This is a genomic window from Arthrobacter sp. TJ-263, assembly GCF_058269155.1.
In genome coordinates this window covers 570,654-594,311 of the sequence record NZ_JBZCNE010000002.1, presented here as the reverse complement: position 1 = coordinate 594,311, position 23,658 = coordinate 570,654, and the positions used below count along the sequence as shown (strand labels likewise).

The following is a 23,658-nucleotide window of genomic DNA, read 5'->3' as shown; positions in this document are numbered from 1 at the left end:
AGTCATTATGGTCTGTTCCGCCCCGGGTCCCGTCCGTTCCTACTTCTGCTGCGCGGTCTGCCAAACGTGATCCCAGCCCGGCGCCAGCGCAGCGGCGCGGCGCATGGACAGCACGAGGCTCGTCTCGCGGGCGATGCCCTGGCCGGCGATGTCGAACGCCGTCCCGTGGTCCACCGAGACGCGGACGACGGGCAGGCCGACGGTGATGTTCACGCCGTCGTCGCCATAGACCGCCTTGAAGGGTGCGTGGCCCTGGTCGTGGTAGCAGGCGATGACCATGCTCCATTTGCCCTTGACCGCGGCGGGGATGAGCGCGTCCGCCGGGATGGGCCCGTGCACGTTGATGCCCTTCTCCCGCGCGGCGGCGACGGCGGGGGCGAGGATGTCCGCGTCCTCATCGCCGAACAGACGGTTCTCGCCGGCGTGCGGGTTCAGGCCGGCGAGACCGATGGGCTCGTCCGGGTTCCCGAGCGCCTTCGTGAACGCGCTGACGAGCTCGATCACGTTGGTGGTGCGCTGCAGGGTCACGTCCTCGATGGCCTGGCGCAAGGAGACGTGGGTGGTGAGGTGGAAGAAGTAGAGGTCGCCCGCGGAGAGGACGAGGCTGAAGTTCTCCACGCCGAACTCGTGCGCGAGGAGCTCCGTGTGGCCGGGCCACTTGTGCCCGCCGGCGTGCATCGCGGCCTTGTTCAGAGGCGCGGTGACGATGCCCTGCACCCTGCCCTCGCGGGCGAGGCGGCAGGCCTCGACGACGAAGCGGTAGGAGCCGTCGCCCGCGGCGGGGTTCAGCTCGCCGAGCTTCACGTCCGCCAGCGACGGGCCGGTCTGCAGGAGTTCGATGATGCCGGGCGTGTTCGTGGCGTCCTCGATCGAGTCCAGGACGCGCACCTTGTCAGGGTCGCCGCCCACGTTCTTGACGCCCTGGCGCATGGCGGCCTCGTCGCCGATGACGACGGGCACGCACTCCTGCCGGACGTCGTCGTGCCCGAGGAGGGACTTCGCGGTGATCTCCGGTCCGATGCCGGCGACGTCGCCGAGGGTGACGGCGAGGGTGGGGATGCTCATGGGGTTGCCTCCAGTGTCTGGGCGAGGGTAGGTGTCAGGGTTCGGGTGAGTGCGGTAATGGTTTCGAGCAGGGCATCGACCGGCCCGAAGCCGCCGGCCTTGGTGACGACGATCGTCCCGTCGGCCGTGCCGCCTTCGACGACGCCGACCGGGATGCCTTCCTGGATGGCGCCGGTGATGCGCAATGCCTGCGCTCGGGATGCGTCGAGGACGGCGCGGGCCCCGTCGCCGCCGACCAGCACGAGGGCGCCGACGTCGGTGGCATTGAGGGTCTGCTGGACCACGGACGCGAGGCTTCGGGCGACCTCCGCCCCGCTCAACCGCTGACCTGTGCTGCCGGCACCGGGGTTCGGCTCAGGGGAGAGGATGACGACGACGCGCGGCAGCGATCCCGGTGCCGCCAGTTCCCCGGCGGCCCAGTGCACGAGCCGGTCCGGATCGTCCAGGAGGGCGGCCTCCGGCTGGAGGACGCGGACGTCGGCGGGATCCAGGTGCGTGCGCAAGTGGTCGGTCTGGGCGCGGGCGACGTCGTGCAGGGAACTGACGACGACGACGATCCGCTGCCCCTGCGGTGCCGGGGCGGGTTCCGAACTAGCCCGCCTGGCGCCGGCGTCCGCCCAGGCGGCCAACGCCGTGGCGAGTCCGGCGGACCCGGCGGGAATCGCCGTCGGGCCGGCGGCGACAAGCGCGGCCGCGAGGGTGCGGAGGTCGCCGTCGGTCGCCGCGTTCACCACCACGGCGCCGCCGCGCGCGGCCTCCCGCAGTGTGCGCACGTCCTCCTCCGGCGAGCCGCTGAGACTGACCGTGGCTGTTCCCGGCAGGAGCTGGGAGAACTCGCTCGTGGGCACCGGGGTGACGGGATCGCGGCCCGCGGGGGAGTCCTCGACCGGCCCGCCGTGCACCCGGAGCAGCCCGTCCTCGATGGTGCGTCCCATCGCGGGATACGCCGGGCAGACGACGGCGAAGCAGCCGGGGTGCCGCTCCCGCCACGCGTCCAGAGCCCCTGCGAGCTGGGCCGAGACGCTGCCGCGCATGGTGGAGTCGATCTTCAGGTACAAACGGTCGGCCCCGGCGGTGACGAGGTCGGCGACCGCCCCCGCCGTCGCCGTTCGGGCGCTCGCCGTGTCCAGGGCGCGGGCGTCCGAGTTCATGGCCAGAGCGCTGCCCGGGACGGCGGAGGTCGGGCGCAGCTCACCAAGCAGCAGGCGGGAAGACCAGCCGGCACGGGAGAACTGGACAACGGAGTCGGTGGCACCGGTGACGTCGTCGGCCGCTATGCCGACGATCGGTGCATGCCGTGGTGCGGTCACGCGTCGCCGTCCTGGTCGGTTCGGCGCGGCCGGGTGACGGGTGCGGAGGGATCACCGGCGGGCGGAAGCTCGGAGGCGGACGTGGGCACCACCCCGACGGCGTCGTCGGTGTCCAGGCCGCCCTGGCGCTTGAGCACCCACGTGGCGAGGAGCGGCGCGAAGATCGCGGTGACCAGGACGGCGGAGGCGACCTGCGCCGTTGCGACCTCGACGAACGGAGCGAAGGTCGGGTCGGCGGCGGCGACGACGGCCGGCGTCGCGATGGAGTTGCCCGCCGTCGTCGCGGAGGCGATGCCGATACCCGACTTGATCCCGCGCCGGAGGATGAACCGGTAGCCGAAGTAGACGAGGGCGCCGGTGATCAGCGTGGCGGCGATGCCGACGAAGATGCCGCTGAGGCCTCCGGTGATGACGTTGCGGAGGTCGATGCCGGTGCCGAGGGCGAAGGCGAAGAACGGGATGACGATGTTCGGCACGGGTCGCATGACCTCGGTCCACTTCGCGTCCAGGTTGCCGACGATGAAGCCGAGGATCAGCGGAATGACGGCGGCGAGGAGGGTGAGGAACGGGATGTTGCCGAGGCCCGAGATGCCGAGGAAGAGGAGCGTGAAGAAGGGGCCGTCGTTGATGGCGGAGGCCATGTAGGCGCCGCGGTCGCGGTAGTCGCCGTAGCGGCCGGTGAAGGCGAGCCAGAGGCCGCCGTTGCTGTTGTCGAAGCTGGCCAGCAGGGCGAGGATCGAGATCCCGAGGATGCCGTCGATACCGACGACGAGGCCGAGGCCTGCGACGAGGGCGGCGGGGATGATCGTCTTGAACAGCAGGACGACGCCGGTGGTCGCGAGCACCGGGCCCGAGGCCTTCGCGGTGATCTGCATGCCGGTGGCGAAGATCAGGACAGCGATGAGGGGAAGGGCCGACTCGGCGAACAGGGCGGTGGTGAAGCTGCCGAGTTCGAGGAAGCCGGGGGTGAATGTCCCGACGATCGAGCCGAGGATCAGGGGGATGAGCATGAGTCCGCCGGGGATGCGATTCATGCCGTCGAACAGGGGGATGCGGGACTTGGGAAGCGATTCGGCTGCCATTGGCGAATCTTCTCTCTGTACGGGAGGCCTGTGTGCGGAGGGGTGCGTACAAGTAGTACGGACACGATGTATCTACTGTAAGCCGCGTGTGTCACATCACACAAGAACCTGTTGCGAGGAGACCTCATGGCGCGGACCATGCCGGAAGACCTGACGGGTGCCATCTACCAGGTGTTCTGCCGGGGGATCGCGACCCCCCCAAGATCAACGTCGAGATCGGCATCCCACTGGCGCAGGCCGGAGCGGTGATAAGGAAGATCAAGGACTGGCACGCAGAGACGCGCCAACGGATGCACTACCCGGTGATCCTCCGCTGCACCGGCCCGTCCGACGGATGGCTGAGCCCGTCCCACGGCCAGGACACCTGCTACTTCGGCTTCGTGGTCTACTACGCGGCTGACGGTTCGCTGTCCGAGGAGGGAAACAGCTTCCTTCGAGCAGTGGAGCGAGCCCTGGCCGAGGAGGGTGGCAGGCCCCACTGGGGCAAGTACTTCGACGAGTCGCTCTACGACTGGCCGGCGCTCTACCCCCAGTGGAAAGCCTTCCGTCGGGTGCGCGAGACGCTGGACCCGGAGCACAGGTTCGCGAATGCATTCACCGTTGCGCTACTCGATTGACCCGACCCGCCCACTAGGACAGGAGCACCACCGATGAACGCCTGGGTGACCTTGCTGACTCAACCCGACTACCTGATCGGGGTCCGGACGCTGCGGGCCTCGCTGGCGGTCTCCGGCAGCACCACATTCCTCGTCGTCATGGTGACCGAGGGGATCGACGAGCAGGCCCGGCGCCTCCTGCAGGACGACGAGTGCCTCCTGCGCGACGTGGCACCGTTGCATCCAGCCGGGGGGGGCGGACAGCTACGCCAACTCCCGGTTCGCGGAGGTGTGGACCAAGTTGGCCGTCTGGGGCCTGACCGAGTTCGAGCGTGTCGTCTTCCTGGATGCCGACATGCTGGTGACCCGGAACATGGACGAGCTGTTCTCGCTGGACCTGGCCGACGGCGCCATCGCCGCCTGCCACGCCTGCCGGTGCAACCCCAACCGGATCGCGAGTTATCCGCCGAGCTGGACACCCCAGACATGCTTCTATACGCACTGCCGGGGCGGGGACCACGTCACCGAACCCGACGCGACGGATAACTACCTGGACGGCGGCTTCCTCGTGCTGTCGCCCGACGAGGCCGTGCTCGCCGACATGGTGGGGCGACTGGCAGGCGTGGACGATCTGTCGCACTACCCGTTCGCCGAACAGGACTTCCTCAACGAGTTCTACCGCGGCCGCTGGCGTCCGCTGCCCTACGCGTGCAACGCGCTGAAGACCCTGCCGCACCAGCACCCGTCGGTCTGGGATCCGGCGTCGGTGAAGAACATCCACTACATCATCGACAAGCCGTGGGCGAAGCCGCTCGACCCCACCGATCGGTACGTCGAGGTGAACCGGCTCTGGTGGGAGATGGCCGATACTTTGGGCGCACCCGTCGGCTCCTGACCCAGCAGGCGAGGGTGCTCGTTCCCGACCCCGCTGTGAGGTTCGGGGTCGAGAGCAGCACGGCATTCCGTGCCGCTAAGATCTGAGTCCGCATGGGGCCTTCCGCCCACTTCGTGTTGTCGCCAATAACAGCGCATAGGACACGATCGGTCGGCGGAAGTGTAGGTGTCGGGCCACTCCCGGTTGTAGAGGCATCCGTCCACGCGTCCCGGCGTTGGTCCGGCGGGCACCTAATCACCGATCAGGTGCCCGGCGCGGTCGTGATGTCGCTAATGAAGCTAACCGACCCTCAACTGTCGGTGGAATTCGAACCTCGGGGCTGTGACCTCGTCGTGTGCGGCGCACCGTTGGCCGCTCAGTTCTGCCACGGCAGCTTCCAGCTGCAGGGTCTCGGCCGGTATCTCAGGCTCCATCCGGCCGTGCGCGCTCACGACGATGTAACCCCACTCGAAGAGAACGTCACAGCCCAAGCTGCATATCAACATAGCGGCCCGGTAATCCTTCCGCTCCTCTTCACTGCAAGACGCGCGAGGCTTGATGTGACCTGCGACGAGTAGGCGGGCAGGCAGCTCTGCCTGGCACAAGGAACACGGCGCGACGGCACGGCCCTTCAGCAGATGACGCCGCAGCGCCGATTGTTCATTGCGGATGGTGGAGATGGAAAGCCCGTCAGTGTCATCACCCAACCATTCAGTCAGGGGCCGGCCGAAGAACCCTCCGTCCACGTACTCCAAGCCGAGGTGCTGCAGAAGACTTGTGCCATCTGCGTCGCCTAGACGGGACAAAAACTTCTGTCGAACTCCCCCTACTGCGGTCAAAGGTCCAGGGGAGCCGCGCTCTATCAGCTGGGCGACGTCCTTGTAGAAGAGCTTGAGGCCGGTTTCTAAGGGTTGGACCTTAACAACGATTCCGCCTAACAAGTGGTCACTCATCACAGGAGCGGAAGGACTAGCAGTACGCTACGTCCCTTCCGAGCAGGCGCTTCAAGGATGGGAATCACTTCCCGCACGGCCTCAACCGAAGCAGCAGGAGCATCGAGAGAAAAAGCCGAAACGACAGATGACCGAGTCGCCACCAGTAGCGCAGCACTCAAACGTCGTCGGCCCTCAAGTGACACCGTTCTGGATGCCGAAGCACGCAGTGCAGAAGAGATAGCCGAACGCCAAGCAGCGAAAGACGCACGAGCTGCGCAGCTTCAGGCGGTTCGGGACAACCCCCGCTACCGTTCGCAGGCGAACGGCTTCCGCTTCGACTGTCTCGATTGCGGCGGCGTGTTCGAGGACGGATACGAAGGCATTCATGCGGATTCCCGTTGCGTCGCACGGCGACACTGAGACCTTTTGTTAGGTTCCTGGGACTGTCTCAGTGTCGCCCAGTTGCGCCCTGCTTTCGCCTGCCCTACTGCCTAGCTTCGTTATAGGCATCAACGATCGACGGCGTGATGCAGCCCCTCGAGCTGGGGTTGTAGCCATTCTCATGCGCCCACCGGCGAATCTGCTGAGTGTTCTCATACTTAGACCGACTGGTCGACGACGACTGCTGTCCGCCCTGGTTCTTCCGGCCGTTGCGAGCCTTGCGTGCCTTATCCGCGTACTCCGAGAGCGTGGAGTGCAGCTTCTCGGAGTTCTCCGTCGTCAGGTCGATCTCGTATTCGGTACCGTCCACGCCAAACTGTACAGCTTCCTGTGCTACTTCACCATTGAGGTCATCAATCAATTCCACCTGTACGCGCTGTGCCATTTTTACTCCCGAGTCACTTGATATGAACTGATATATCCCGGGTAGTCACTCTATCGCGGACTTACCTAGTCCCACTCAGCGTCCTGGGCGCTCCTTCGGTCCCTCAGCTCCTTGGCGAAGTTCCGCAGGTCGCTCAGTCGCCGTGCCATATCGGCTGGTGTGGGAAGAGACTGTTCATTGCCCTCGGCAGTGGAGTGAACGTAAAAGTTGTTAACGTTCATGCCGTCGTTGACAGCAACAATGTCCTTTCCCTTCAACACCAGGAGCGTCCTCAAGTGCTGAGTGGAGACCCCTGGTTTGTTTCGTGCAATAATGCCGTTTACTACTAGCTCCTCAACCGCGTATTCCCAAACTTTGCGAAGGTTGTTGGCGAAGTTCTCACAGGCACGTGCGTATCCTGCGTGGTCGTGCGCCTCATACAGGATCTTTGCTTGAGGCAGCTGTTCCTTCTCCAGTAGAAGCATCAAGGGCTTGTAACCTCCCTTGGGTGAACCTGTACCAGCAATTTGCTGCCCGGTGCCGCTTTCATCACGTTGGGTAATCTCAATGAAGTTATAGTCCACCTTTACTGGTTCCGCGATGCCTTCGCGGATCTGATCTTCTCTGTCTTTCTTAATGCCTTCATGCCATAGGACGCTGGCGAACGGCATGGAGTGCGTGAAGATGATGACTTGCCGGTTGCGTGCTTCCTTCACCAGGCGTTGAGCGACCTTGATCTGAAATGCTTGATCCAGGGAGGTGATTGGGTCATCAAGGATGATCGCCGATCCGTCACCGCTGGATGAAACGTCGCTGAGGAACGCAGAGATGGATACAGCACGGAGTTCTCCTTCACTGAGTACCCCGTCAGCTGGAGTGCGTGTGGTGCCAAGGATGTTAAATGCGATCTTGCTGACACCTTTGCTGACGCTTGTGGCGACGAGGTCAACCTTGAGTTGAGGCTCATTGCTCGCACCATGCGGGCGGTCTTCGAGGATGCGAAGGTTGCTTTTGAAGTCATTGGCAACCTGTTCCACGTACTCCTGGCACACCCGTCCTGAGAACTCAGAGAGGCCCCTGGTCGCGCACTGCCCGACAATCTCCTGTAACGCGTCGATATGGATCAATCGATTGTGTAGTTTTCGTAGTGCAGGTAGCGCCGCGGCAACACGGGATCGTTCCTGCAGACTCGTCAGTCTCGCCTGAAGCCCGACGAGCTCGAAACCATCAGCGGACTCGTTCTTGATCTTCTGAACATCCGCTTCATGGGCTTGCGCCACCTTCTTGATAAAGGTAATCGCTTCATTCAGACTGTCGTGGATTGTGAACCCGTCCACAGGGCCGGTGTTACCGTCAGCAACTACTGAACCCTTAATGAAAGGCTCTACTTTCTCATCAATCGATTCATGAGGGTCGATGTCGGTCGGGAGGTTATCTAGGAGGTCCGTGATGGTGTGAAGATCTAGTCGCAGTTGCAGGATGATTGCTTTGTCTTCCTCCGCCAGCACGGCCAGCAGGGCATCATCAATCTGCTCTGGTGCTCCAGCCCTCCTGATTCCGGCGATGACTTCAGTGGCAGCTGAAGTCAGTCTTCGCCGCTCAGCAGCAAGGTCCAACCTCATCGCCGTATCGAACTGCCGGAACCGTTCGTGGGCTTCCTCCGTCAGGGGCTGATGGCATAGCAAGCAGTTCTCCATGGTGTCCAAGGGAAATTGCTCCTCGGGATGGACAACCTTCTCGGCGTAGTCCCTGACGGCATTCCACATCACATGCCAGTGGCTGCTCAAGACACCCGGAACCGCTTCTGTTGAGAAATCATGCTGATCCTGCGCCGCTTCCTCCACCATGATGGCCCGTAGTCGTTTCCAAATGACCCACAGGACTTCAAACTGCTTACGGCTGACTTTGTCAGATAAGATCTGGAGCCTGGCTGCTAGATTCTTGGTTTGGTTCGTTCGGCTCTGCGCCTGAGCCAACCGAGTGCCCTTGCTGTTGTTTTTGTGGTGGCTGATGGTCGCCGGCAGGGTTTCGAGTTGAGCAAGTTCCGGTTCGGTCAGCTTTCCGAGGGCTTTGACGAACTCCAAACCACCAAACTTACCCACAACCTTCATGACTTTGCGCACTTCTTCATCCGTGGCTTCCTGGTAGATGCTCGGTGATGCCGCTGCTTTGAGTGCAGCCTGTCGGCGTTTTGCTTCGGTGACCACGGCATCGTAGGTATTGATAAGGCTTTGCAGGAGTTCCAACCCGTCCGGAGTGACGGTGAGCGTGGTGCCTCTGGCATTCACATGTGATGCGGCAGATTTAGAATCGTATACAGCCACACGGGAGAGGTTAGAGTCTTCGCTAGCGTGACGAAGATTCCACTTATGACTGGTTTCATTTTCGCCCAGTAGATATTCCACGGTAGCGAGCGGTTCTACATCTTCTCGCTTGAAAACATTGCCCAAAATGGTTTCAGGATGCCGTGAGTGGCAGGAGGATTTCAAAATCCTGGTGTACCCGGACTTGCCCACACCGTTGAGCCCATAAATGATGACGATGCCCTTAGGTGCGAGGGTGAGGTCGGTGTCTTCTCGCATCCTGTTCACGCCTTGGTGGTGCGTGATCTTCTTGATGGTGACCGGTGGGCTGCCCGCGGAGCTACTGGGGATGTGGTGCTTTGTCAGCGGTTCCGGTTTAAGAGGTTCCAGGGCCGCCGTCTCATCCGGGTCTTCGATGCTGGGGCTCAGCGTTGAGAGGGCTGAGGCATATGCCATGTCAGTGAGTTCACGAATGTCGCCGTCCGGCAGCGTAGGGCTCGAGGTATGCCGTCGAAGCGCATCCTGCTGCCAGGGCAACAGACCGTCAGAGTAAGACAACACTTCAGAATAGATGGAACCAGCGATGATTTCCCCCAGGGACTATATGACGACAAGGTAGGACGCCATCTAGTGAGGTGGCACCTCTTCTCATTATGATGGGTAGTTCAGACAATTGTGGCGGAGTGCTGTCAGCCGCTGACTGTGAGGTCCAGGTCGACCCAAAAAACTCGGATGTTCAGTCGCCGAAGAGTTCCCTCGACGCGTTTGACCTGGTCGAGGTGGGTCTGCGTCGCCGGCAACGCAATGGCACCAAGAGTCGAGCCATCCTCCTGCGCGACTAGCGCCGTGTAGACAGCTCGAGACACGTGAACGAGTACCCGCCGATCGTCGAATGGTGAGCCGAACCGCTGCGATTTTGACTTCGAGCTCGTCTCTCCCTTCGCCTCAACAACGAGGCGTTTGTCGTCTCGACGTGCCTCGATGTCCGGCCCGCGTTGGTGAGTGGTAGAGAAGCTGACAATTTCCCATCCCTCTGCTTCGAGCGTCGTTCGCACAGCATCTACAACGGCGTTTTCAGTCAGCTTGTGCTCACCGTCATATATCCACCACGTGTATACACCGCAGGTGTTCGCCTAGCGGTTCGAGCGGGATGCAAGCTGTGCAACTTCATTGATAAATTCAGTGCCAAGACGATACCCATCCGCTTTTTCAGCCAGGAATTTCCCAGTCAGTTCGCGGATCGCCCTCATGGTGGTGGCGCTCCGCCAGTCTTCTCGCTCGACTAGTTCGGCAATGAGCTCAGGAAGCTGTGAGGAGAAAATCAGCTCATGCTCGTAAGCGGCCTTCTTAGCGGCACGGCCAGCTTCGGTTATGGCCATCCGGCCGCCCCAGCTGTCCACGAGGTCGTCCGAAATTGTGCCAGCGATAGATTCAGCGATCGCACGGCGCTTCTGAACGGACGCACCTTTGAACTCACGGGAGGCGGCTAGCTTGGCTTCAAACTTCCTAAGGTGAGCACTGTGAATTGCCTGCTGCTCAGCCAACTCTTCGTCGGATTCTCTGAATTCTTCAGTTTTCGCGTCGGAGAGCATCATCCATAGGTGATCCTGCCAATCTGCTTCAGCGGTTCACTCAAAAATGATTCCGTGTGCTGGCCACCGGAGCGTCAGCTCCTCAAGCTCACCTTCATGGGAACTAGCTCCAGTGATGATCCGGTCGACCTTGCGGGGCAACTCACCGCCCTCCTCCTGAAGCATCAGGGCGCGAAGCAAATCTCCATCAAACCTAGTTTCGCTAAGCGACACGAACGGCGCGCGGGCAGCGGCGGCGATTGCTAGGGCCATATCGAGAGTTACCGAAGCAGCGCTCAGTTCCACATCAGCTTCCCTGTTGAACGTGGCATCGGCTACAAACAGCAAGCCTTCGTCCGCCGCTGCAACGGGGATATGTTCAGCCAAGGTGCTGAGCTCAACTGAATCGAATGTAGTCACCTCTAAGACTATAGGTGAAGGCTCTACCCAGTCTCGGCCGACTGAAGTAACTGGCCCTCTGACTGGGTGTCTGCGGTGCGGCTAGTCGCAGGGTGATCCTAAATCAGGTCGTGTTCGTGTTCTTGAACCAGACCGTCACAATCAGGTGATTACGGGTGCTTGGCTGGAGACGACTTCCGCAGCTTGATTTGAGCCCACCCCCAACGTTGATCCGGTCGTTGGTCCAGCCTGGGCGGTGTTGGTGATTCGTGCCGCCTCGCCTGTCAACCGTTCTCGTACGGCGCCGATAGGATGTATCTGTACCAAGTGCCGTACTTCCAAAGGTACGTTCCAAGTCAGTAGGGGAGCATGACAACACAGGCAGCCAACCGCAGCTTCCAGGCCGCGAAGGCCGCAAGGGAGGACGAGTTCTATACGCAACTCTCCGACATCGAAAAGGAGCTTCGGCACTATCGGAAGCACTTTCAGGACAAAATCGTCTACTGCAACTGCGACGACCCGCGCGTGTCAAATTTTTTCCACTACTTCAGCCACAACTTCGAAAAGCTCGGACTGAAAAAACTGATCGCCACCTGCTACAAGAATCAGGACCTCAATCTCTTCAGTCGGCAGGATGCCGAGCAGGCCGTCTGGCTCGAGTACGAGGGTGATACGAGCGGCAACCGAGTTCCGAACCCGGACGAGATTGAATCTCGCCTCCTATCGGGAGACGGTGACTTTCGCAGCGCAGAGAGTCTGAAGCTGCTCGAACAGGCTGACATCGTTGTCACAAATCCGCCGTTCTCCCTGTTCAGGGAGTATGTGGAACAACTCGTCGAGCACGACAAAAAGTTCCTGATCATTGGCAGTCAGAACAACATCACCTACAAAGAGGTGTTCCAACTTATTCAGGATGACAAAATCTGGCTCGGGGTAAATAGTGGAGACATGGCGTTCCGCGTACCTGACCACTACGAGCCGCGCGCCACTCGCTACTGGGAGGACGAGCACGGCAATAAGTGGCGCAGCATGGGAAATACGTGCTGGTTCACAAACCTCGACACCAAAAAACGGCACGAGGAACTGCTTCTCCACCGGACGTATGACCCTGACGAGTACCCGACTTACGCTAACTTCGAGGCCATTGAGGTCGGTCGTACAGACAATATCCCGATGGACTATGAAGGTGCGATGGGGGTGCCGATTACATTCCTCAACCGGTACAACCCCTCCCAGTTCGAGATTCTCGGAAGTAGTCAGACCCTGAGTACACCCATGTCCGAGATCGCTAAGAAGGGAACCTATCAGCAGGGTGGGCCGCGTTTTTACCTCCCGAAGGCTGACGGCACGTACCGCCGCATGTTCGACCGAATTGTAGTGAGAAACAAACAGCTGTAAAGATCGAACTGAAAACAATTTGTGTCCGCGATCTTGGTGAGGACTACGAAGACAACGATGAGCTGGGAGTCCGTGCTTACAGCGGCAAATTTGATGTGCGTCCACCTTACCAGCGCGAGTTTGTCTATAGGGACAGGCAGCGTGACGCAGTCATCGAGAAGCTGCGTCATGATTTTCCGCTGAATGTTATGTAATACGCAGTCCAGATGACGGCACCTCCGCGGTAATTTACAGCCAGCAGCGCACAATTTCTATCTGCCAGTACGCGGAGGGCGATTTCTCGATCCAAGTTGACCTGGCCGGTGTACTGCGCCGATACGTTGTAACCGAGCTCGGTAGCGGCCTCAGGTATAGCTACTAAACCCACGGAAAACCCCTAAGATCGCTCGCGGGTTTCCTACTATAGGTAAGGACAGTTCGCCCTTCTCGATACAGCTGCGCAGACCGTTAGACGCCACCTTTTCGACGGTTGTCGGCAGCACATAGCATCTTGCAGTTGGAAGCAATGGTCTTGCCGCCTAGATGCCAGGGGGTGATGTGATCAGCGTGCATCTCTGCAAGTTCGAAATGTTTCATGCACACCGGACAAATTCCCTTTTGGCGTTCGTAAGCTTCGCGTATTTGGGTGTCTTTGAATTGGCGGATGCTCAAGTGTCGCTCTTGCCCGTCGAGCACGTAGGGGTAGATCCCTGACTTTCTTGATACGTCTTCATCCGACATGAGTTCTACCACTTGTGACTCCAGCTTGGCGGAGTCTAATTCCACAGCCTTGAACTTGTTGTAAAGCTCCCCCCATTGAACGTTCTTCATCTCCTTGCGGTGATTCGGGAAAGTGGCCTCAACCCAGTTGATTACCGATTGAAAGTATAGCCACAACTCGGTAGCGTCAGGCTTCTGTTGCTTTTTCGCCATGTATTCCTCGACGTCCCCGTTGTTGATCCATTTGATCACAGTCTCGAGGTAGTCCTGCCGATTCGGTGTACCGGTCATGTATTTGCTTCCCTTGCCGTAGGCAGGGCAGTTATTTTTCGAGAAGTACTTTTTTGCGTCGGTTACCCACGAGCCGGAATAAACCGCGTTCCGCAACTCTTGGGGAGTGAGCTCTTCTCCGGCTATGTTGATGGTCTTGAACCACTCGAGTTTCTCGCTGTCGGTGCCACTGCACAGGTAGACCATTAGCTTGTAGTCCAGAACCTGGTTTTTCTTATCTAACGGAAGATTGTGAAAGTACAAGCTATTGAAGGCGAAATCGCCCTCAACGTACTGGCAAATCGAGATAGTGCGCTGTTGGCCATCAATGACCTCGTAACCATCATCCTCTCGTACCGCCCAGTACATGACGTTTAGCGGAAATTCCCTAGTTAGCGTGTCGATGACTGCATCCCGCTGCTTGTCCTTGTATACGAACTCGCGCTGGTAAGCAGGCCGAATGTCCAGCGTGCCGTGGTAGCCAACGACGCCCCCTTCATCGTTATCCTCATATCCCTCGACAAGGTCGCGGACAGTCAGCTCCAGCAGTTGAATCTTCATGCTTGGTCCTTGCGCTTTACGATGATCCTTTTGTACACAACCCGGTGCTTCGGCTGCGTAAGTCCGAACATTCTCATGCCAGGGCTGTAATGGCCCGTCCCACCCTGTTGCCGGTAATTGTCAATCCACTCACGGCCTAGCTGCCTTGCTCCGAGCTCCCGCAACATGTCCATGTCATCACTGTTTCCGATGATCTCGAACTGATCGGGGTTGAACTTGTCGAGAAAAGTAATGGGGACACCCATGAGTCCGTAATAATCCACGGGTATCTCGCTCGCCTTGCCTACGTCAATGGCGTCGTAGTTCACGTAGGTCGGATAAAACTCTGGATCGTAGGTCCGGTACATGAGCAAGTCCTCGTGGCGCTCTGGGTAGTCGAGGTTCGTAAACCAACGGACTCCCTTCACGCGGACGAACTTGTTCCCATCGGCATCTATACGACTACCTGTTGCGGTTAGTGGGTAGTCCTTGGGCACGCCGAACTCGCGATCGCCGCTCTTGATGCTCGCCCCATACCAAAGCTTATTTGCCTTTATAAGGGGAAAGATTTCCTTGTAGGTGACGGCATTCATATTCCCAATAATTAGAAACTTCTTCTCGTATTCTATCAATTGGGCGACGTACTCTTTGAATAGGCTGAACGGCGGATTTGTCACTACGATGTCTGCTTGCTTGAGCAAGTCGATGCTTTCTGCACTGCGGAAGTCACCGTCGCCCATGAGCGGCTTGATGCCGATTTTGTCGGGGTCGGGAACGCCGTTACCGTCCGGGTCGCCCTCATACTCCAGCCATACAGCTTCTTCACTTTCGCTCTGGCTGAAGAGGTCGGCATCTTGGCTCTTGTAGCAGGTGGCGATCAACTTCTTGAGTCCTAATTTCTCGAAGTTGTATAAAAAGTAGTGGAAGAAGTTGCTGACTCGGGGATCGTCGCAGTTGCAGTAGACGACCTTGTCCTTGAAGTGCTTTTTGTAGTGCTTCAACTCGCGCTCGATGTCCCCGAGTTGCGTGTAGAACTCATCTTTCCGAGCAACTTTCGCCGCACCGAGGCCAGTGTTCCCTGCTCCAACAGCCATTTTTCTCCCATTCCAGTATCGAGGACCAGACTAACTGAATCGTTAGACCGTTCATGTCAACCGGACAAGTAAGGGCGTGGCGCTCAATCTCGTTGAGCCTAGGTCGAGGCGCTCGGCGAGGTACCTGTTTCGCATTGAGTCCCCGCTCCGCGACCACGTCGCGAAGACCACCACCCGCCCCGAGGTGCCCATGATCGCGCTGGTCTGCGCAGGGTTCGAGAAGACCATTGCCAAGGACTCGTGGCGCTCACCCCACCGAAGCCACCTGACCTGCCTGACCCAGTTGGTCACGTGGGGATTCACCCCGAGCGAGGTCGAGCAGATCATCCTCGACAGCGGAAGAGTACGCCGCCGAGTAGCACTGGGCACCGGTGGTGCAGGGAGCGACAGCTCTGCACCAGAGGCTCCGGCCCGGAGAGGGGAGCCGGTCGGCTCGCTGCCGTTGCGGGAACCTCGAGCTGTGGTCGCCGGCGACGAACCGCCGTCCTCGCACTCAGGCTCACTCAGCTTCGGTGCGCGCACCAGGTACGCGCGGCATGGCCGCGCTGCACACCGACATGACCAGGAGAAAGGACTACGCAGATGCGTTGCCAACGAAAGAGGGGACGGGACTGCTGGAGGTTTAGTTTCCAGTTCGGTGTTGCTGGTCTCGGGCCGCTCTAGTGGTGGCTTGGCCTAGTATCTCGAACTCGACCGGGGTCAGCTTGCCGAGGACTCGTTGGCGGCGCTTGCGGTGATAGGTCCGCTCGATCCGGGTCACCATCGCGAGCCTCAGGTCTTCCTTCGAGCGCCACCTCTGCCGGTCGAGAACGTACTTTTGCAGCAGCGCGAAGAACGACTCCATCGCGGTGTTGTCACCGCGGGCGCCGACCGGTCCCATTGCCCCGGTCAGTCCGTTGGTCTTCAGCGTCTGCACGAAGACTTTGGACCGAAATTGCGACCCTCTGTCGGAATGCAGGATCGTGTTGACCAAGCCGCGCAGGCGGAGCGCGTTCCTTACTGCGGATACGGCCAGAGCCGAGGTTATTCGGTCATCCATCGAGTAGCCGACGATCCTCTTGAAATGCACGTCCTTGATCGCGCAGAGGTAGACCTTGCTGGCGGTCCGGTGCTCGGTGATGTCTGTGAGCTACAGCTGGTTCGGCCGGTCAGCGTGGAAGTGACGTAGCACGAGATCATCATGCACGGGAGGTCCCGATTTCCTCGTGAGCACGCGTTTCTTGATAGCCATCAGCCGGAGCCACTTCAAGCCGTCCGGCCGGGGCCAAGACGGCTTAAAGCAACCATTCCTTGTGCATAACTGGAGTAACATTCAACTGGGCCAGGAATATGACATCTACACAGAGGCTGGACTTCCCGTTGGCCAGCAGTACCCCTCCGATACAGGGCCGATGGACATCCTCGCGATTAGCAAGGACCGAACGCGCCTTCTTGTAGTTGAGTTGAAGCGCGATCGAGCGAGCGGCGCCGTCGTGGGTCAGATTCAGCGCTACATGGGGTACGTGCAGGACGAGTTGCTTGAACCGGGACAGACGGTCGAGGGCGTGATCATCGCACGAACGGACGACCTTCGGATCAAACGAGCGCTCACGATGACTAGAAACATCGGGTTTATGAAGTACCGGGTTGAGTTCCACCTCGAGTCGTAGTGTTTGGCAGACGATCCTGCAGATTTTGAGTACCGCCGTGACCAGTAGAAGGAAGAGGCTGACAATGACTGACGTAGAGCTACTGCAAGCAATGATTGAGAAAGAGCTCCCCCGAGAAGAGTGGGTTGTTTGGCCCGGCGGACGCGCCGGAGCTATCGAGGCCGCGCTCATCGACGCGGTTCTGTCGATACAAGCAAAGTACGGATCAGAGACAAACGGGGTGCGAGGCTCCGTAAACAGGTACGTGTCCGCAGTCTCACCTGACTCGTCTGCTAACGACCTACGACGTCTGGTTGCTCTCGATGCGGCTGAGCTTCAGGGTCTACTCAATGACCAGATGGTCAGTGGGCGCACGAAGGCGTCGGCCATCCAGGAAGCAGCGCGAAATCTGGTCGATGTCGGCGTCGCGCAAGCGGATGACCTGGAGGGGGCAAATTCAGAGCATAAAAAGGCTTACACCAAGGTTCATGGTCTTGGCGCAGTGACCTGGGAGTACTTCTGCATGCTTCTCGGCACGCCCGGCGTCAAGGCAGACACCTGGATCGTTACTGCGGTCAGCAGAGCCATTGGGCGGCAAGTACCTCCCCAAGAAGCGCGGGAGATTGTGCTCGCCGCTGCAGAGGCTCTTAAAACGAACCCGACTGAGCTCGACCACGCATTGTGGGCACATGAACGGTCTCGCGCAGTGAAGGACGCAGCCGAAGCCAGTTGAAGCTGGGGCGTGGCCAGCTATTCTAAAGGCCCGTGCGCAGCGTCGCGCCCGGTCGCAGGAGACAGGTGCCGTACATGCAGCAGCTTCCCACGCCCAGCATCACCCAGAACCAAAGCAGCCACACCCCGCCGTCGCAGCTCGACCGCATCACCGAACTGGCCGGCGACCTCGCCGGACAGTTCGAATTGGTCCCGCTGCTCGAACGCGTCCTTGGGCATGCCGCCGCCCTCCTCGGCTGTGAGAGCGGCTCCATCTCGATCGTCCACGAAGCTGAGGGCTACTACCGCAAGGAAGTGGACCAGGGCGTCGGCTGCCGCGAGGGCCAGACCTTCCCCCTGACCGAAGGCCTCACCGGGCAGATCGTGACGACGCGCGGCACCGTGATCCTCGACCGCTATGCGGCGGTACCGATGGGCCACATCGACCCGGAGGATCCGCGGTGGGGGAGCGCCGTCATCGGCGTCCCCATCACCTGGGCCGGCACCATCATTGGCACGTTCGCAATCTTCAGTGACGGTCCCGGCCGCGTGTTCAGCCCCGCCGACGCGTCCCTTGTCGAGCTGTTCGCCAACCATGCCGCGATCGCCATCATGAACTCCCGGCTCCACCAGGCAGCCGCCGCTAAGGAACGCGAGGCCGCCGTCGCTGGTGAACGCGAACGCGCAGTGCAGGAGGTCCACGAGACCATTGGCCGGTCCCTCGGATCGCTGCTGCTCCACCTCGACCGTGCCGATAAGGCGACGCCCGGCGGATCACCGTCCATTCAGCACATCGACGCCGCCCGCGTCCTCGCCCACGAGGCGCTCTTCGAGACGCGCCGCACGGTGCTGGGCTTCGGTCCCTCCAGCCTGGCCGGCCGCACGTTAGAGGAAGCGGTCCGCCAGGAAGTCGACCGGATCAACGCAAGCTACCCGATTGACGTGACGTTCCTCGTGACCGGCGAGCCCCACGACCTGGCGCCGGCGGTGGCTCACCAGCTCTTCATGATCATCCAGGAAGCGATCGCCAACGTCGTGGTGCACGCGGACGCGAGGACGTGCCGAGTGGGCATCTTCTACGACACCACCGGTATCGCGGCCGTCATCGAGGACAACGGCCGCGGCTTTGAGGACTCGGAGACGACGAGTCTAAGAGGGAGCCGGCTCGGGCTGCACGGCATGGACGCCCGCGCCCACTTCCTGCGCGGCGAGCTCCATGTGGACTCGACACCGGGCTGGGGTACAAGCGTCCGCGCCGAGGTGCCCTACTCCTCGAACGGCGATGCCTCCCGCGAACGCTGGAAGGTTCTCGTCGCCTGCGCCCAGCCCCTAATCCGGGCCGGTCTGGTCCGGCTGCTCGAAACCTCCGAACCGTCCGTGCAGGTGCTGGGTGAGGTGGGGACGCTCGAGGACCTCACGGAATCGGTGTCCCTCCTGCAGCCGGACATGCTTGTACTCGACGAACACATGCTCGCCGAGTACGCCCACGCCCGGGCGCAAGAGGCTGACACGGTGGAGCGGCCGGTGGTGGCCGTCGTCGACCGCCCCGCCGACGAGCAGCTGGCGACCGCGGCGTCGTCGGGCGTGCGGGGATTCCTCTCCCTGTCCTCCTCACCGGCGGAGGTGGCGCGCGTCGTCGTCGCCGCCGCCCGCGGCGACGCCCTGCTGGACGGCGCGATGTTCACCCGACTCACGGAGACCCTCACGCCAGACGCCGGCGACGCGATCCAGCTGACCGCCCGCGAACTAGAGGTCCGGGACCTCCTGGCCGAAGGCCTGGCGGACAAGCAGATCGCCACGCGGCTCGCCATCTCGGTCAAGACCGTCGAGAAGCACGTGAGCGCGATGCTCCGGAAGACCGGGACCCGCAACCGCACCATGCTGGTCGGCCTGCAGCGCCAGGGTCAGGCGATCGCGAACTCCAGGTAGGCAGCAGCGCCGCCGGCACTCTTGCCAGGTGTGCGGCTCAGAGGATGGTTACGAAGACTCAGCGGCGGTGGCGTCGAGGATGAACCGGGCCGTCTCCTGCGGCTGGTCCCAGTGCGGGAAGTGCCCGCAGTCCTCGAAGACATGCAGGGTGGCGTCCGGATAGAGAGACATGGCGACGGCGGCCTCGCTGAGCGGGGTGACCCTGTCCGCCCGGCCCCAGCCGAACGCCAGCGTGCCCTTGATCGTCCCCTGTGGCGCGCCTGCCTGGCGCGGTCCGTGTGCGAGCGACCTCCGCGCTTCGTCAAGACTGGGCGAGGTAGCGAATCCGCGGAGCTCGGTGAGGACGAGGTCCGGGTCGAGCTTCCAGGGGGCAGCGGAGAACTGGGCGAGCAACGCCGTCCGGCCTGCAGCCTGCTGAACGAGTGACGGCAGGACGGACTGGAGGCGCCGCACCAGCGCGATGGACGCGGTAATGGTGCCGTTGAAAATGCGCGCCTGGGTGTCGCTCCAGAATCCTCCGGGATCGAGGGCGACGACGTTGCCGGCGTGACCCCGCCGCGCGAGCTCGACCACGATCCGCGCACCCATCGAGCTCCCGACGAGATCCGCGTCGCGCAGGTTTTCCTGCTCGAGGAACTGCGCGACGGCGTCCGTGAGGGTCGCGATGGTGACTTCACCCGCGAGCGGCGTGCTGCTGCCGAATCCGGGGAGGTCGATGGCGATGACCTCGCGCTGGTCCTTCAGCAGGGGGAGGACGGGGTCCCAGGTGCGGATGCTCGAGCCGAGCCCATGCACGAGGACGAGGGGCCTTCCGACGCCGGTTCGTTCGGTGTTCAACATGTGGAGACCTTTCGTAGCCGACGCGAGAACTCAGTCTATGCGGGCCCTGCAGCCGATCCCCGCGGTGGCGAGGGATCGGGCAGGAGAAGCTTTGATCGCTCTGTGAGACTGGGCTCATGAGCCAGACACGCATCCTCCATCATCGGGAGTCCATCACCATCCAGGCGTCAGCCGAGACGGTCTATGAGCTCGTCTCCGACATCACCCGCACCGGCGAGTGGAGTCCGGTCTGCACGCGGTGCTGGTGGGACGACGACGCCGCTGCAGGCCAGGTGGGTTCCTGGTTCACCGGGCACAACGAGCTCCCGCACCGGACCTGGGAAACCCGATCGCAGGTCGTGGCTGCCGAGCGCGGCCACGAGTTCGCCTGGGTGGTCGGCGGCAACCGGGTTCGCTGGGCCTACACGCTGACGCCGGCCGGCACCGGGACCACTCTGACCGAATCCTGGAATTTCCTGCCGGACGGCATCGCCATGTTCGAGGAGAAGTTCGGCGACGATGCGCCCGCGCAGATCGCCGACCGCACCCAGCTGGCGCTCGACGGCATCCCAACAACGCTCGCCGCCATCAAGCGGATCGCCGAGTCCAGCGCGTCCCGTGAGGGTGACCGGTCATAAGACCGTGACTCGGCACCGCGGTCAGGCGATCGCGAACTCCAGGTAGGCGGCGGCGCCGGCGGAGGCAACTTCCTGGTCCTGCTCGATCGTGCCGGTGGAGACGCCGATCGCGCCGATGATGCTGCCGTCGCGCACCAGCGGGATGCCGCCGGGGAATACTACGAGCCGTCCGCCGTGGGCATCGTTCAGTCCGTAGATGGGACCGTCGGGCCGGGTGACGCCCTGCAGATCTCCGGTCTCGCACTGGAAGGCGATGGCCGTATAGGCCTTGTTGATCGCGATGGTGATGCTGCCGATGTTCGCGCCGTCCATGCGCATATGTGCCTTCAGGTTCCCGCCGGCGTCGACCACGGCGATGTCCATGGGCTGGCCGATCTCCGTGGCCTTCGCTGCCGCGGCGTCGATGACGATGCGGGCTTCTTCCGACGTGATGGTCTCGAGTACTGATCCGGGTGTCATGGGTGTCCTTCGTCGTCGAAGTGGGAGGCCGGGCGGCCGCGGCCCACTCAACCACCGGCACCCGCTGCTGGCGAGGTAGGAATTACCCGGGGTGGTGATTCCCCCCAGGACAGGGGCGGGAGAACCCCCATACCCAGGGCGCGAACCCCCACCTAGCGTGGGAGGAAGCCTGACCAGGAGGAAACATATTGTGGCTGTAGTACCACTGAAGGACATCGTCGACCCGGCATTCCAGGCACGCTACGGCGTGCCCGCCATCAACATCTTCAACGACCTCACCATGGAGGGCGTACTCGCCGGCGCGGTGGAGGCCAACTCCCCGGTGATCCTGCAGACCTCGGTGAAGACCGTGCGTACCATCGGCTCCCGTGTGCTCTTCGACATGTGGCGGTCCATGACGCGGGGCATCGAGGTGCCCGTCACCCTGCACCTGGACCACTGCCCGGACCGCGAGGTCATCACGGACTGCCTGCGGGTGGGTTGGAACTCCGTCCTCTTCGACGCGTCCGAGCTCCCGGTGGAGGAGAACCAGCGCCAGACCATCGAGGTCGTCGCCGAAGCCCGCCGCCACAATGCGCAGGTGGAGGGAGAGATCGAGGCGATCACCGGCGTCGAGGACGACCACGGATCCGACGACGTGTCCCGCCAGCAGACCCTCGAGGTGGCCCTCGCATTCATCGACGCCACCGGGATCGACGTCTTCGCCCCCTCCATCGGCAACGCCCACGGTAGCTACAAGGCTGCCCCGGTACTCGACGCCAACCGCGTCACCCAGCTCGTCGAGGCCCGCAGCGTCCCCATTGCCCTGCACGGCGGCAGCGGCCTGAGCGCCGAGCAGTTCGCCGACCTCATCGCCCGCGGCTGCGCGAAGGTCAACATCTCCACGGCGCTCAAGGAGACGTACATGCAGTCCAGCCTGGCGTTCCTGAAGGAGGCCGAGCAGAAGAACAAGTGGGATCCTCCGTCGCTGTTCAAGCACACGCGGGGTGACGTCATCGCCCTCGTCACGGACCTGTGCACGCAGTTCGGCAGCGCCGGGAAGGGCGGCCGCTGAACATGCCCGCCCTCATCTTCGACTGTGACGGCGTACTCGCCGACACCGAGCAGTACGGCCACCTGCCCGCCTTCAACCAGACGTTCGCCGAGTTCGGCGTACCCGTGCAGTGGAGCGTCGACGAGTACGCCGAGCGGGTGAAGATCGGCGGCGGCAAGGAGCGCATGCGCAGCATCCTCACCCCTGCGCTGATCGCCGATCTGAGTCTGAACGACGACGCCTCCACCGACGCCACGATCCTTGCCTGGCACAAGCGGAAGACCGAGATCTACAAGGGCCTGGTGGAGAGCGGCGTCATGCCCGCCCGGCCGGGCATCGCCCGCATCGTGCAGGAGGCGCACGACGCCGGGTGGACGCTCGCCGTCGCCTCCACCTCCGCGGAACCCGCGGTCCGGGCCGTCCTGACGCACGCCGTCGGGGAGGACCTCGCCGCGCATTTCGCGGTGTTCGCCGGCGACGTGGTGCCCGCCAAGAAACCGGCACCGGATATCTACCTGCTGGCGCTGAAGGAGCTCGGGGTCCCGGCCGGCGACGCGATCGTCGTCGAGGACAGCGGCAACGGACTGCGTGCCGCCGTCGCCGCCGGCCTGGCCACCGTCGTGACCGTCAGCGGGTTCACCCGCGAGGAGGACTTCACCGGCGCGGCGCTGGTCGTCAGCTCCCTCGGCGACCCGGACGGCGAGCCGGTCGAGGTCCTCGAGGACCCGCACGGCGTCGGCGTTCGCGGAGCCGTCACCCTCGCCACCCTGCAGGCGCTGCTTGCCACCTCGTCGACTGCGCCTTCCCCTGCACCGTCCACCGGAACGGAGACATCATGAGCACCACCAAGATCGACGACGTCGAGTACGTCGTCCGCTCCCTGGCGCAGACCGCCGTCGAGAAGGAGAAGGAGTTCGGCGACCTCGACGCTGTGGTGGGCGACGGCGACCTCGGCTACTCCCTGGCCCGCGGCTTCGAGAAGGTCCTGGCCGACTGGGATTCGCTCAAGCGCGACGACGCCGCCACGTTCCTGCAGCAGATCGCGCTCGCCATCTCCAGCAGGATCGGCGGGACCTCCGGGCCGCTGTGGGGGACGGCGTTCCTCAGGGCGTCCGCCGCCGCGAAGACCACCGACACGATCGACGGGGCCGCCGTCGTCGCCATGCTTCGCGGTGCCACCGATGGCATCAAGAAGCGCGGCAACTCGGACCTCGGCGACAAGACCCTGCTCGACGCCCTCATCCCGGCCACCGACGAGCTGGAACGCCAGCTCGCCGCGGGCGCCTCCCCGGAGGAGTGCCGGGCGGCGTTCGCCACGAAGGTCCGCGAGTGCGCGGATGCGACGTCGACCATGGAGGCCAAGCGCGGCCGTGCCAGCTACAGCGGCACCCGCAGCATCGGCTCGCCCGACGCCGGCGCAGTGGCCGTCGCCGTCATCGTCGAGCGCATCGTGGCCGACTGGCCCTGACTCTTCCTTCCCACCCGTCCAACCCTCACAAC

At 62.2% G+C, this 23,658-nt stretch carries 23 protein-coding genes and 2 pseudogenes; 11 read left to right on the top strand and 14 right to left on the bottom strand.

Annotation, left to right across the window (positions count from 1 at the left end; translation table 11 throughout):
* Positions 1-39: 39 nt before the first annotated feature.
* The 3 genes from pdxA to AC4D2F_RS13245 are packed head-to-tail and all read right to left on the bottom strand — an operon-like array spanning position 40 to position 3,457.
* A complete protein-coding gene (pdxA, locus tag AC4D2F_RS13255; RefSeq protein ID WP_490910956.1) occupies positions 40-1,065 on the bottom strand; it encodes a 4-hydroxythreonine-4-phosphate dehydrogenase PdxA in 1,026 nt (341 codons plus the stop codon).
* Positions 1,062-2,375 (bottom strand): four-carbon acid sugar kinase family protein, encoded by a 1,314-nt coding sequence (locus AC4D2F_RS13250; protein WP_490910955.1) that lies wholly within the window; start codon positions 2,373-2,375, stop codon positions 1,062-1,064. Before AC4D2F_RS13250 ends, pdxA begins: the two co-directional genes overlap by 4 nt.
* Entirely contained in the window at positions 2,372-3,457 is a 1,086-nt protein-coding gene (locus AC4D2F_RS13245) for a 2-keto-3-deoxygluconate permease (RefSeq protein WP_490910954.1), read from the bottom strand. The genes AC4D2F_RS13250 and AC4D2F_RS13245 overlap by 4 nt, the downstream gene beginning before the upstream one ends.
* Positions 3,458-3,543: 86 nt before the next feature.
* On the opposite strand from AC4D2F_RS13245, the gene AC4D2F_RS13240 reads away from it, so the two are divergent.
* On the top strand, positions 3,544-4,074 hold the full coding sequence (locus AC4D2F_RS13240) for a D-arabinono-1,4-lactone oxidase (protein ID WP_490910953.1): 531 nt from the start codon (positions 3,544-3,546) through the stop codon (positions 4,072-4,074).
* 268 nt (positions 4,075-4,342) lie between these two features.
* Positions 4,343-4,948, top strand: a complete 606-nt coding sequence (locus AC4D2F_RS13235) for a glycosyltransferase (RefSeq protein WP_490910952.1) — start codon at positions 4,343-4,345, stop codon at positions 4,946-4,948.
* Between the two features lie 278 nt (positions 4,949-5,226).
* Here AC4D2F_RS13235 and AC4D2F_RS13230 read toward each other — a convergent pair whose 3' ends face one another.
* From AC4D2F_RS13230 to AC4D2F_RS13205, 6 genes are all read right to left on the bottom strand, one after another.
* On the bottom strand, positions 5,227-5,880 hold the full coding sequence (locus tag AC4D2F_RS13230; RefSeq protein WP_490910951.1) for a hypothetical protein: 654 nt from the start codon (positions 5,878-5,880) through the stop codon (positions 5,227-5,229).
* Positions 5,881-6,054: 174 nt separating this feature from the next.
* Positions 6,055-6,249 carry a hypothetical protein gene (locus AC4D2F_RS13225; RefSeq protein ID WP_490910950.1) on the bottom strand — a complete coding sequence of 65 codons (195 nt, stop codon included), beginning with the start codon at positions 6,247-6,249 and terminating at the stop codon, positions 6,055-6,057.
* Between the two features lie 97 nt (positions 6,250-6,346).
* Positions 6,347-6,688 (bottom strand): histone-like nucleoid-structuring protein Lsr2, encoded by a 342-nt coding sequence (locus tag AC4D2F_RS13220; RefSeq protein WP_490910949.1) that lies wholly within the window; start codon positions 6,686-6,688, stop codon positions 6,347-6,349.
* Positions 6,689-6,753: 65 nt separating this feature from the next.
* Positions 6,754-9,528: an AAA family ATPase gene (locus AC4D2F_RS13215; RefSeq protein ID WP_490910948.1), complete on the bottom strand. Its 2,775-nt coding sequence runs from the start codon at positions 9,526-9,528 to the stop codon at positions 6,754-6,756.
* A 575-nt stretch (positions 9,529-10,103) separates the two neighbouring features.
* Entirely contained in the window at positions 10,104-10,565 is a 462-nt protein-coding gene (locus AC4D2F_RS13210; protein ID WP_490910947.1) for a hypothetical protein, read from the bottom strand.
* Positions 10,566-10,598: 33 nt separating this feature from the next.
* Positions 10,599-10,961 (bottom strand): hypothetical protein, encoded by a 363-nt coding sequence (locus AC4D2F_RS13205; protein WP_490910946.1) that lies wholly within the window; start codon positions 10,959-10,961, stop codon positions 10,599-10,601.
* 348 nt (positions 10,962-11,309) lie between these two features.
* Here AC4D2F_RS13205 and AC4D2F_RS13200 point away from each other — a divergent pair, with 348 nt between their 5' ends.
* Positions 11,310-12,338, top strand: coding sequence for an adenine-specific methyltransferase EcoRI family protein (locus AC4D2F_RS13200; RefSeq protein WP_490910945.1), 1,029 nt, complete (start codon positions 11,310-11,312; stop codon positions 12,336-12,338).
* 447 nt (positions 12,339-12,785) lie between these two features.
* Here AC4D2F_RS13200 and AC4D2F_RS13195 read toward each other — a convergent pair whose 3' ends face one another.
* Together AC4D2F_RS13195 and AC4D2F_RS13190 are read right to left on the bottom strand one after the other, a co-directional pair.
* Positions 12,786-13,868, bottom strand: a complete 1,083-nt coding sequence (locus tag AC4D2F_RS13195) for an HNH endonuclease family protein (RefSeq protein ID WP_490910944.1) — start codon at positions 13,866-13,868, stop codon at positions 12,786-12,788.
* Positions 13,865-14,941, bottom strand: coding sequence for an adenine-specific methyltransferase EcoRI family protein (locus AC4D2F_RS13190; RefSeq protein WP_490910943.1), 1,077 nt, complete (start codon positions 14,939-14,941; stop codon positions 13,865-13,867). The genes AC4D2F_RS13195 and AC4D2F_RS13190 overlap by 4 nt, the downstream gene beginning before the upstream one ends.
* Positions 14,942-15,080: 139 nt before the next feature.
* Between AC4D2F_RS13190 and AC4D2F_RS13185 the strand changes: the two are divergent.
* Positions 15,081-15,281 (top strand): annotated as a pseudogene (locus AC4D2F_RS13185) (ParB/RepB/Spo0J family partition protein); the annotation flags it as partial.
* 282 nt (positions 15,282-15,563) lie between these two features.
* Here the strand turns inward: AC4D2F_RS13185 and AC4D2F_RS13180 are convergent.
* Positions 15,564-16,163: pseudogene (locus tag AC4D2F_RS13180) on the bottom strand (DDE-type integrase/transposase/recombinase); the annotation flags it as partial.
* Here AC4D2F_RS13180 and AC4D2F_RS13175 point away from each other — a divergent pair.
* From AC4D2F_RS13175 to AC4D2F_RS13165, 3 genes are all read left to right on the top strand, one after another.
* Entirely contained in the window at positions 16,147-16,590 is a 444-nt protein-coding gene (locus AC4D2F_RS13175; protein ID WP_490910942.1) for an endonuclease NucS domain-containing protein, read from the top strand. The pseudogene AC4D2F_RS13180 and the gene AC4D2F_RS13175 sit on opposite strands and share 17 nt — an antisense overlap.
* 64 nt (positions 16,591-16,654) lie before the next feature.
* On the top strand, positions 16,655-17,302 hold the full coding sequence (locus tag AC4D2F_RS13170; protein ID WP_490910941.1) for a DUF8548 family protein: 648 nt from the start codon (positions 16,655-16,657) through the stop codon (positions 17,300-17,302).
* 74 nt (positions 17,303-17,376) lie between these two features.
* The gene (locus AC4D2F_RS13165) at positions 17,377-19,209 is read left to right on the top strand and encodes a hybrid sensor histidine kinase/response regulator transcription factor (RefSeq protein ID WP_490910940.1); all 1,833 of its coding nucleotides are present in this window, start codon (positions 17,377-17,379) and stop codon (positions 19,207-19,209) included.
* A gap of 48 nt (positions 19,210-19,257) precedes the next feature.
* On the opposite strand, the gene AC4D2F_RS13160 is transcribed toward AC4D2F_RS13165, so the two are convergent.
* Positions 19,258-20,049, bottom strand: coding sequence for an alpha/beta fold hydrolase (locus AC4D2F_RS13160; RefSeq protein ID WP_490910939.1), 792 nt, complete (start codon positions 20,047-20,049; stop codon positions 19,258-19,260).
* Between the two features lie 116 nt (positions 20,050-20,165).
* Between AC4D2F_RS13160 and AC4D2F_RS13155 the strand changes: the two genes are divergently transcribed.
* Entirely contained in the window at positions 20,166-20,666 is a 501-nt protein-coding gene (locus AC4D2F_RS13155; protein ID WP_490910938.1) for an SRPBCC family protein, read from the top strand.
* Positions 20,667-20,687: 21 nt separating this feature from the next.
* On the opposite strand, the gene AC4D2F_RS13150 is transcribed toward AC4D2F_RS13155, so the two are convergent.
* Positions 20,688-21,125, bottom strand: a complete 438-nt coding sequence (locus AC4D2F_RS13150; RefSeq protein WP_490910937.1) for a GlcG/HbpS family heme-binding protein — start codon at positions 21,123-21,125, stop codon at positions 20,688-20,690.
* 190 nt (positions 21,126-21,315) lie between these two features.
* On the opposite strand from AC4D2F_RS13150, the gene AC4D2F_RS13145 reads away from it, so the two are divergent.
* The 3 genes from AC4D2F_RS13145 to dhaL are packed head-to-tail and all read left to right on the top strand — an operon-like array spanning position 21,316 to position 23,626.
* On the top strand, positions 21,316-22,179 hold the full coding sequence (locus AC4D2F_RS13145) for a class II fructose-bisphosphate aldolase (protein WP_490910936.1): 864 nt from the start codon (positions 21,316-21,318) through the stop codon (positions 22,177-22,179).
* 2 nt (positions 22,180-22,181) lie between these two features.
* The gene (locus AC4D2F_RS13140; protein ID WP_490910935.1) at positions 22,182-22,997 is read left to right on the top strand and encodes an HAD-IA family hydrolase; all 816 of its coding nucleotides are present in this window, start codon (positions 22,182-22,184) and stop codon (positions 22,995-22,997) included.
* Positions 22,994-23,626 (top strand): dihydroxyacetone kinase subunit DhaL, encoded by a 633-nt coding sequence (gene dhaL, locus AC4D2F_RS13135; RefSeq protein WP_490910934.1) that lies wholly within the window; start codon positions 22,994-22,996, stop codon positions 23,624-23,626. Before AC4D2F_RS13140 ends, dhaL begins: the two co-directional genes overlap by 4 nt.
* Positions 23,627-23,658: the final 32 nt, after the last annotated feature.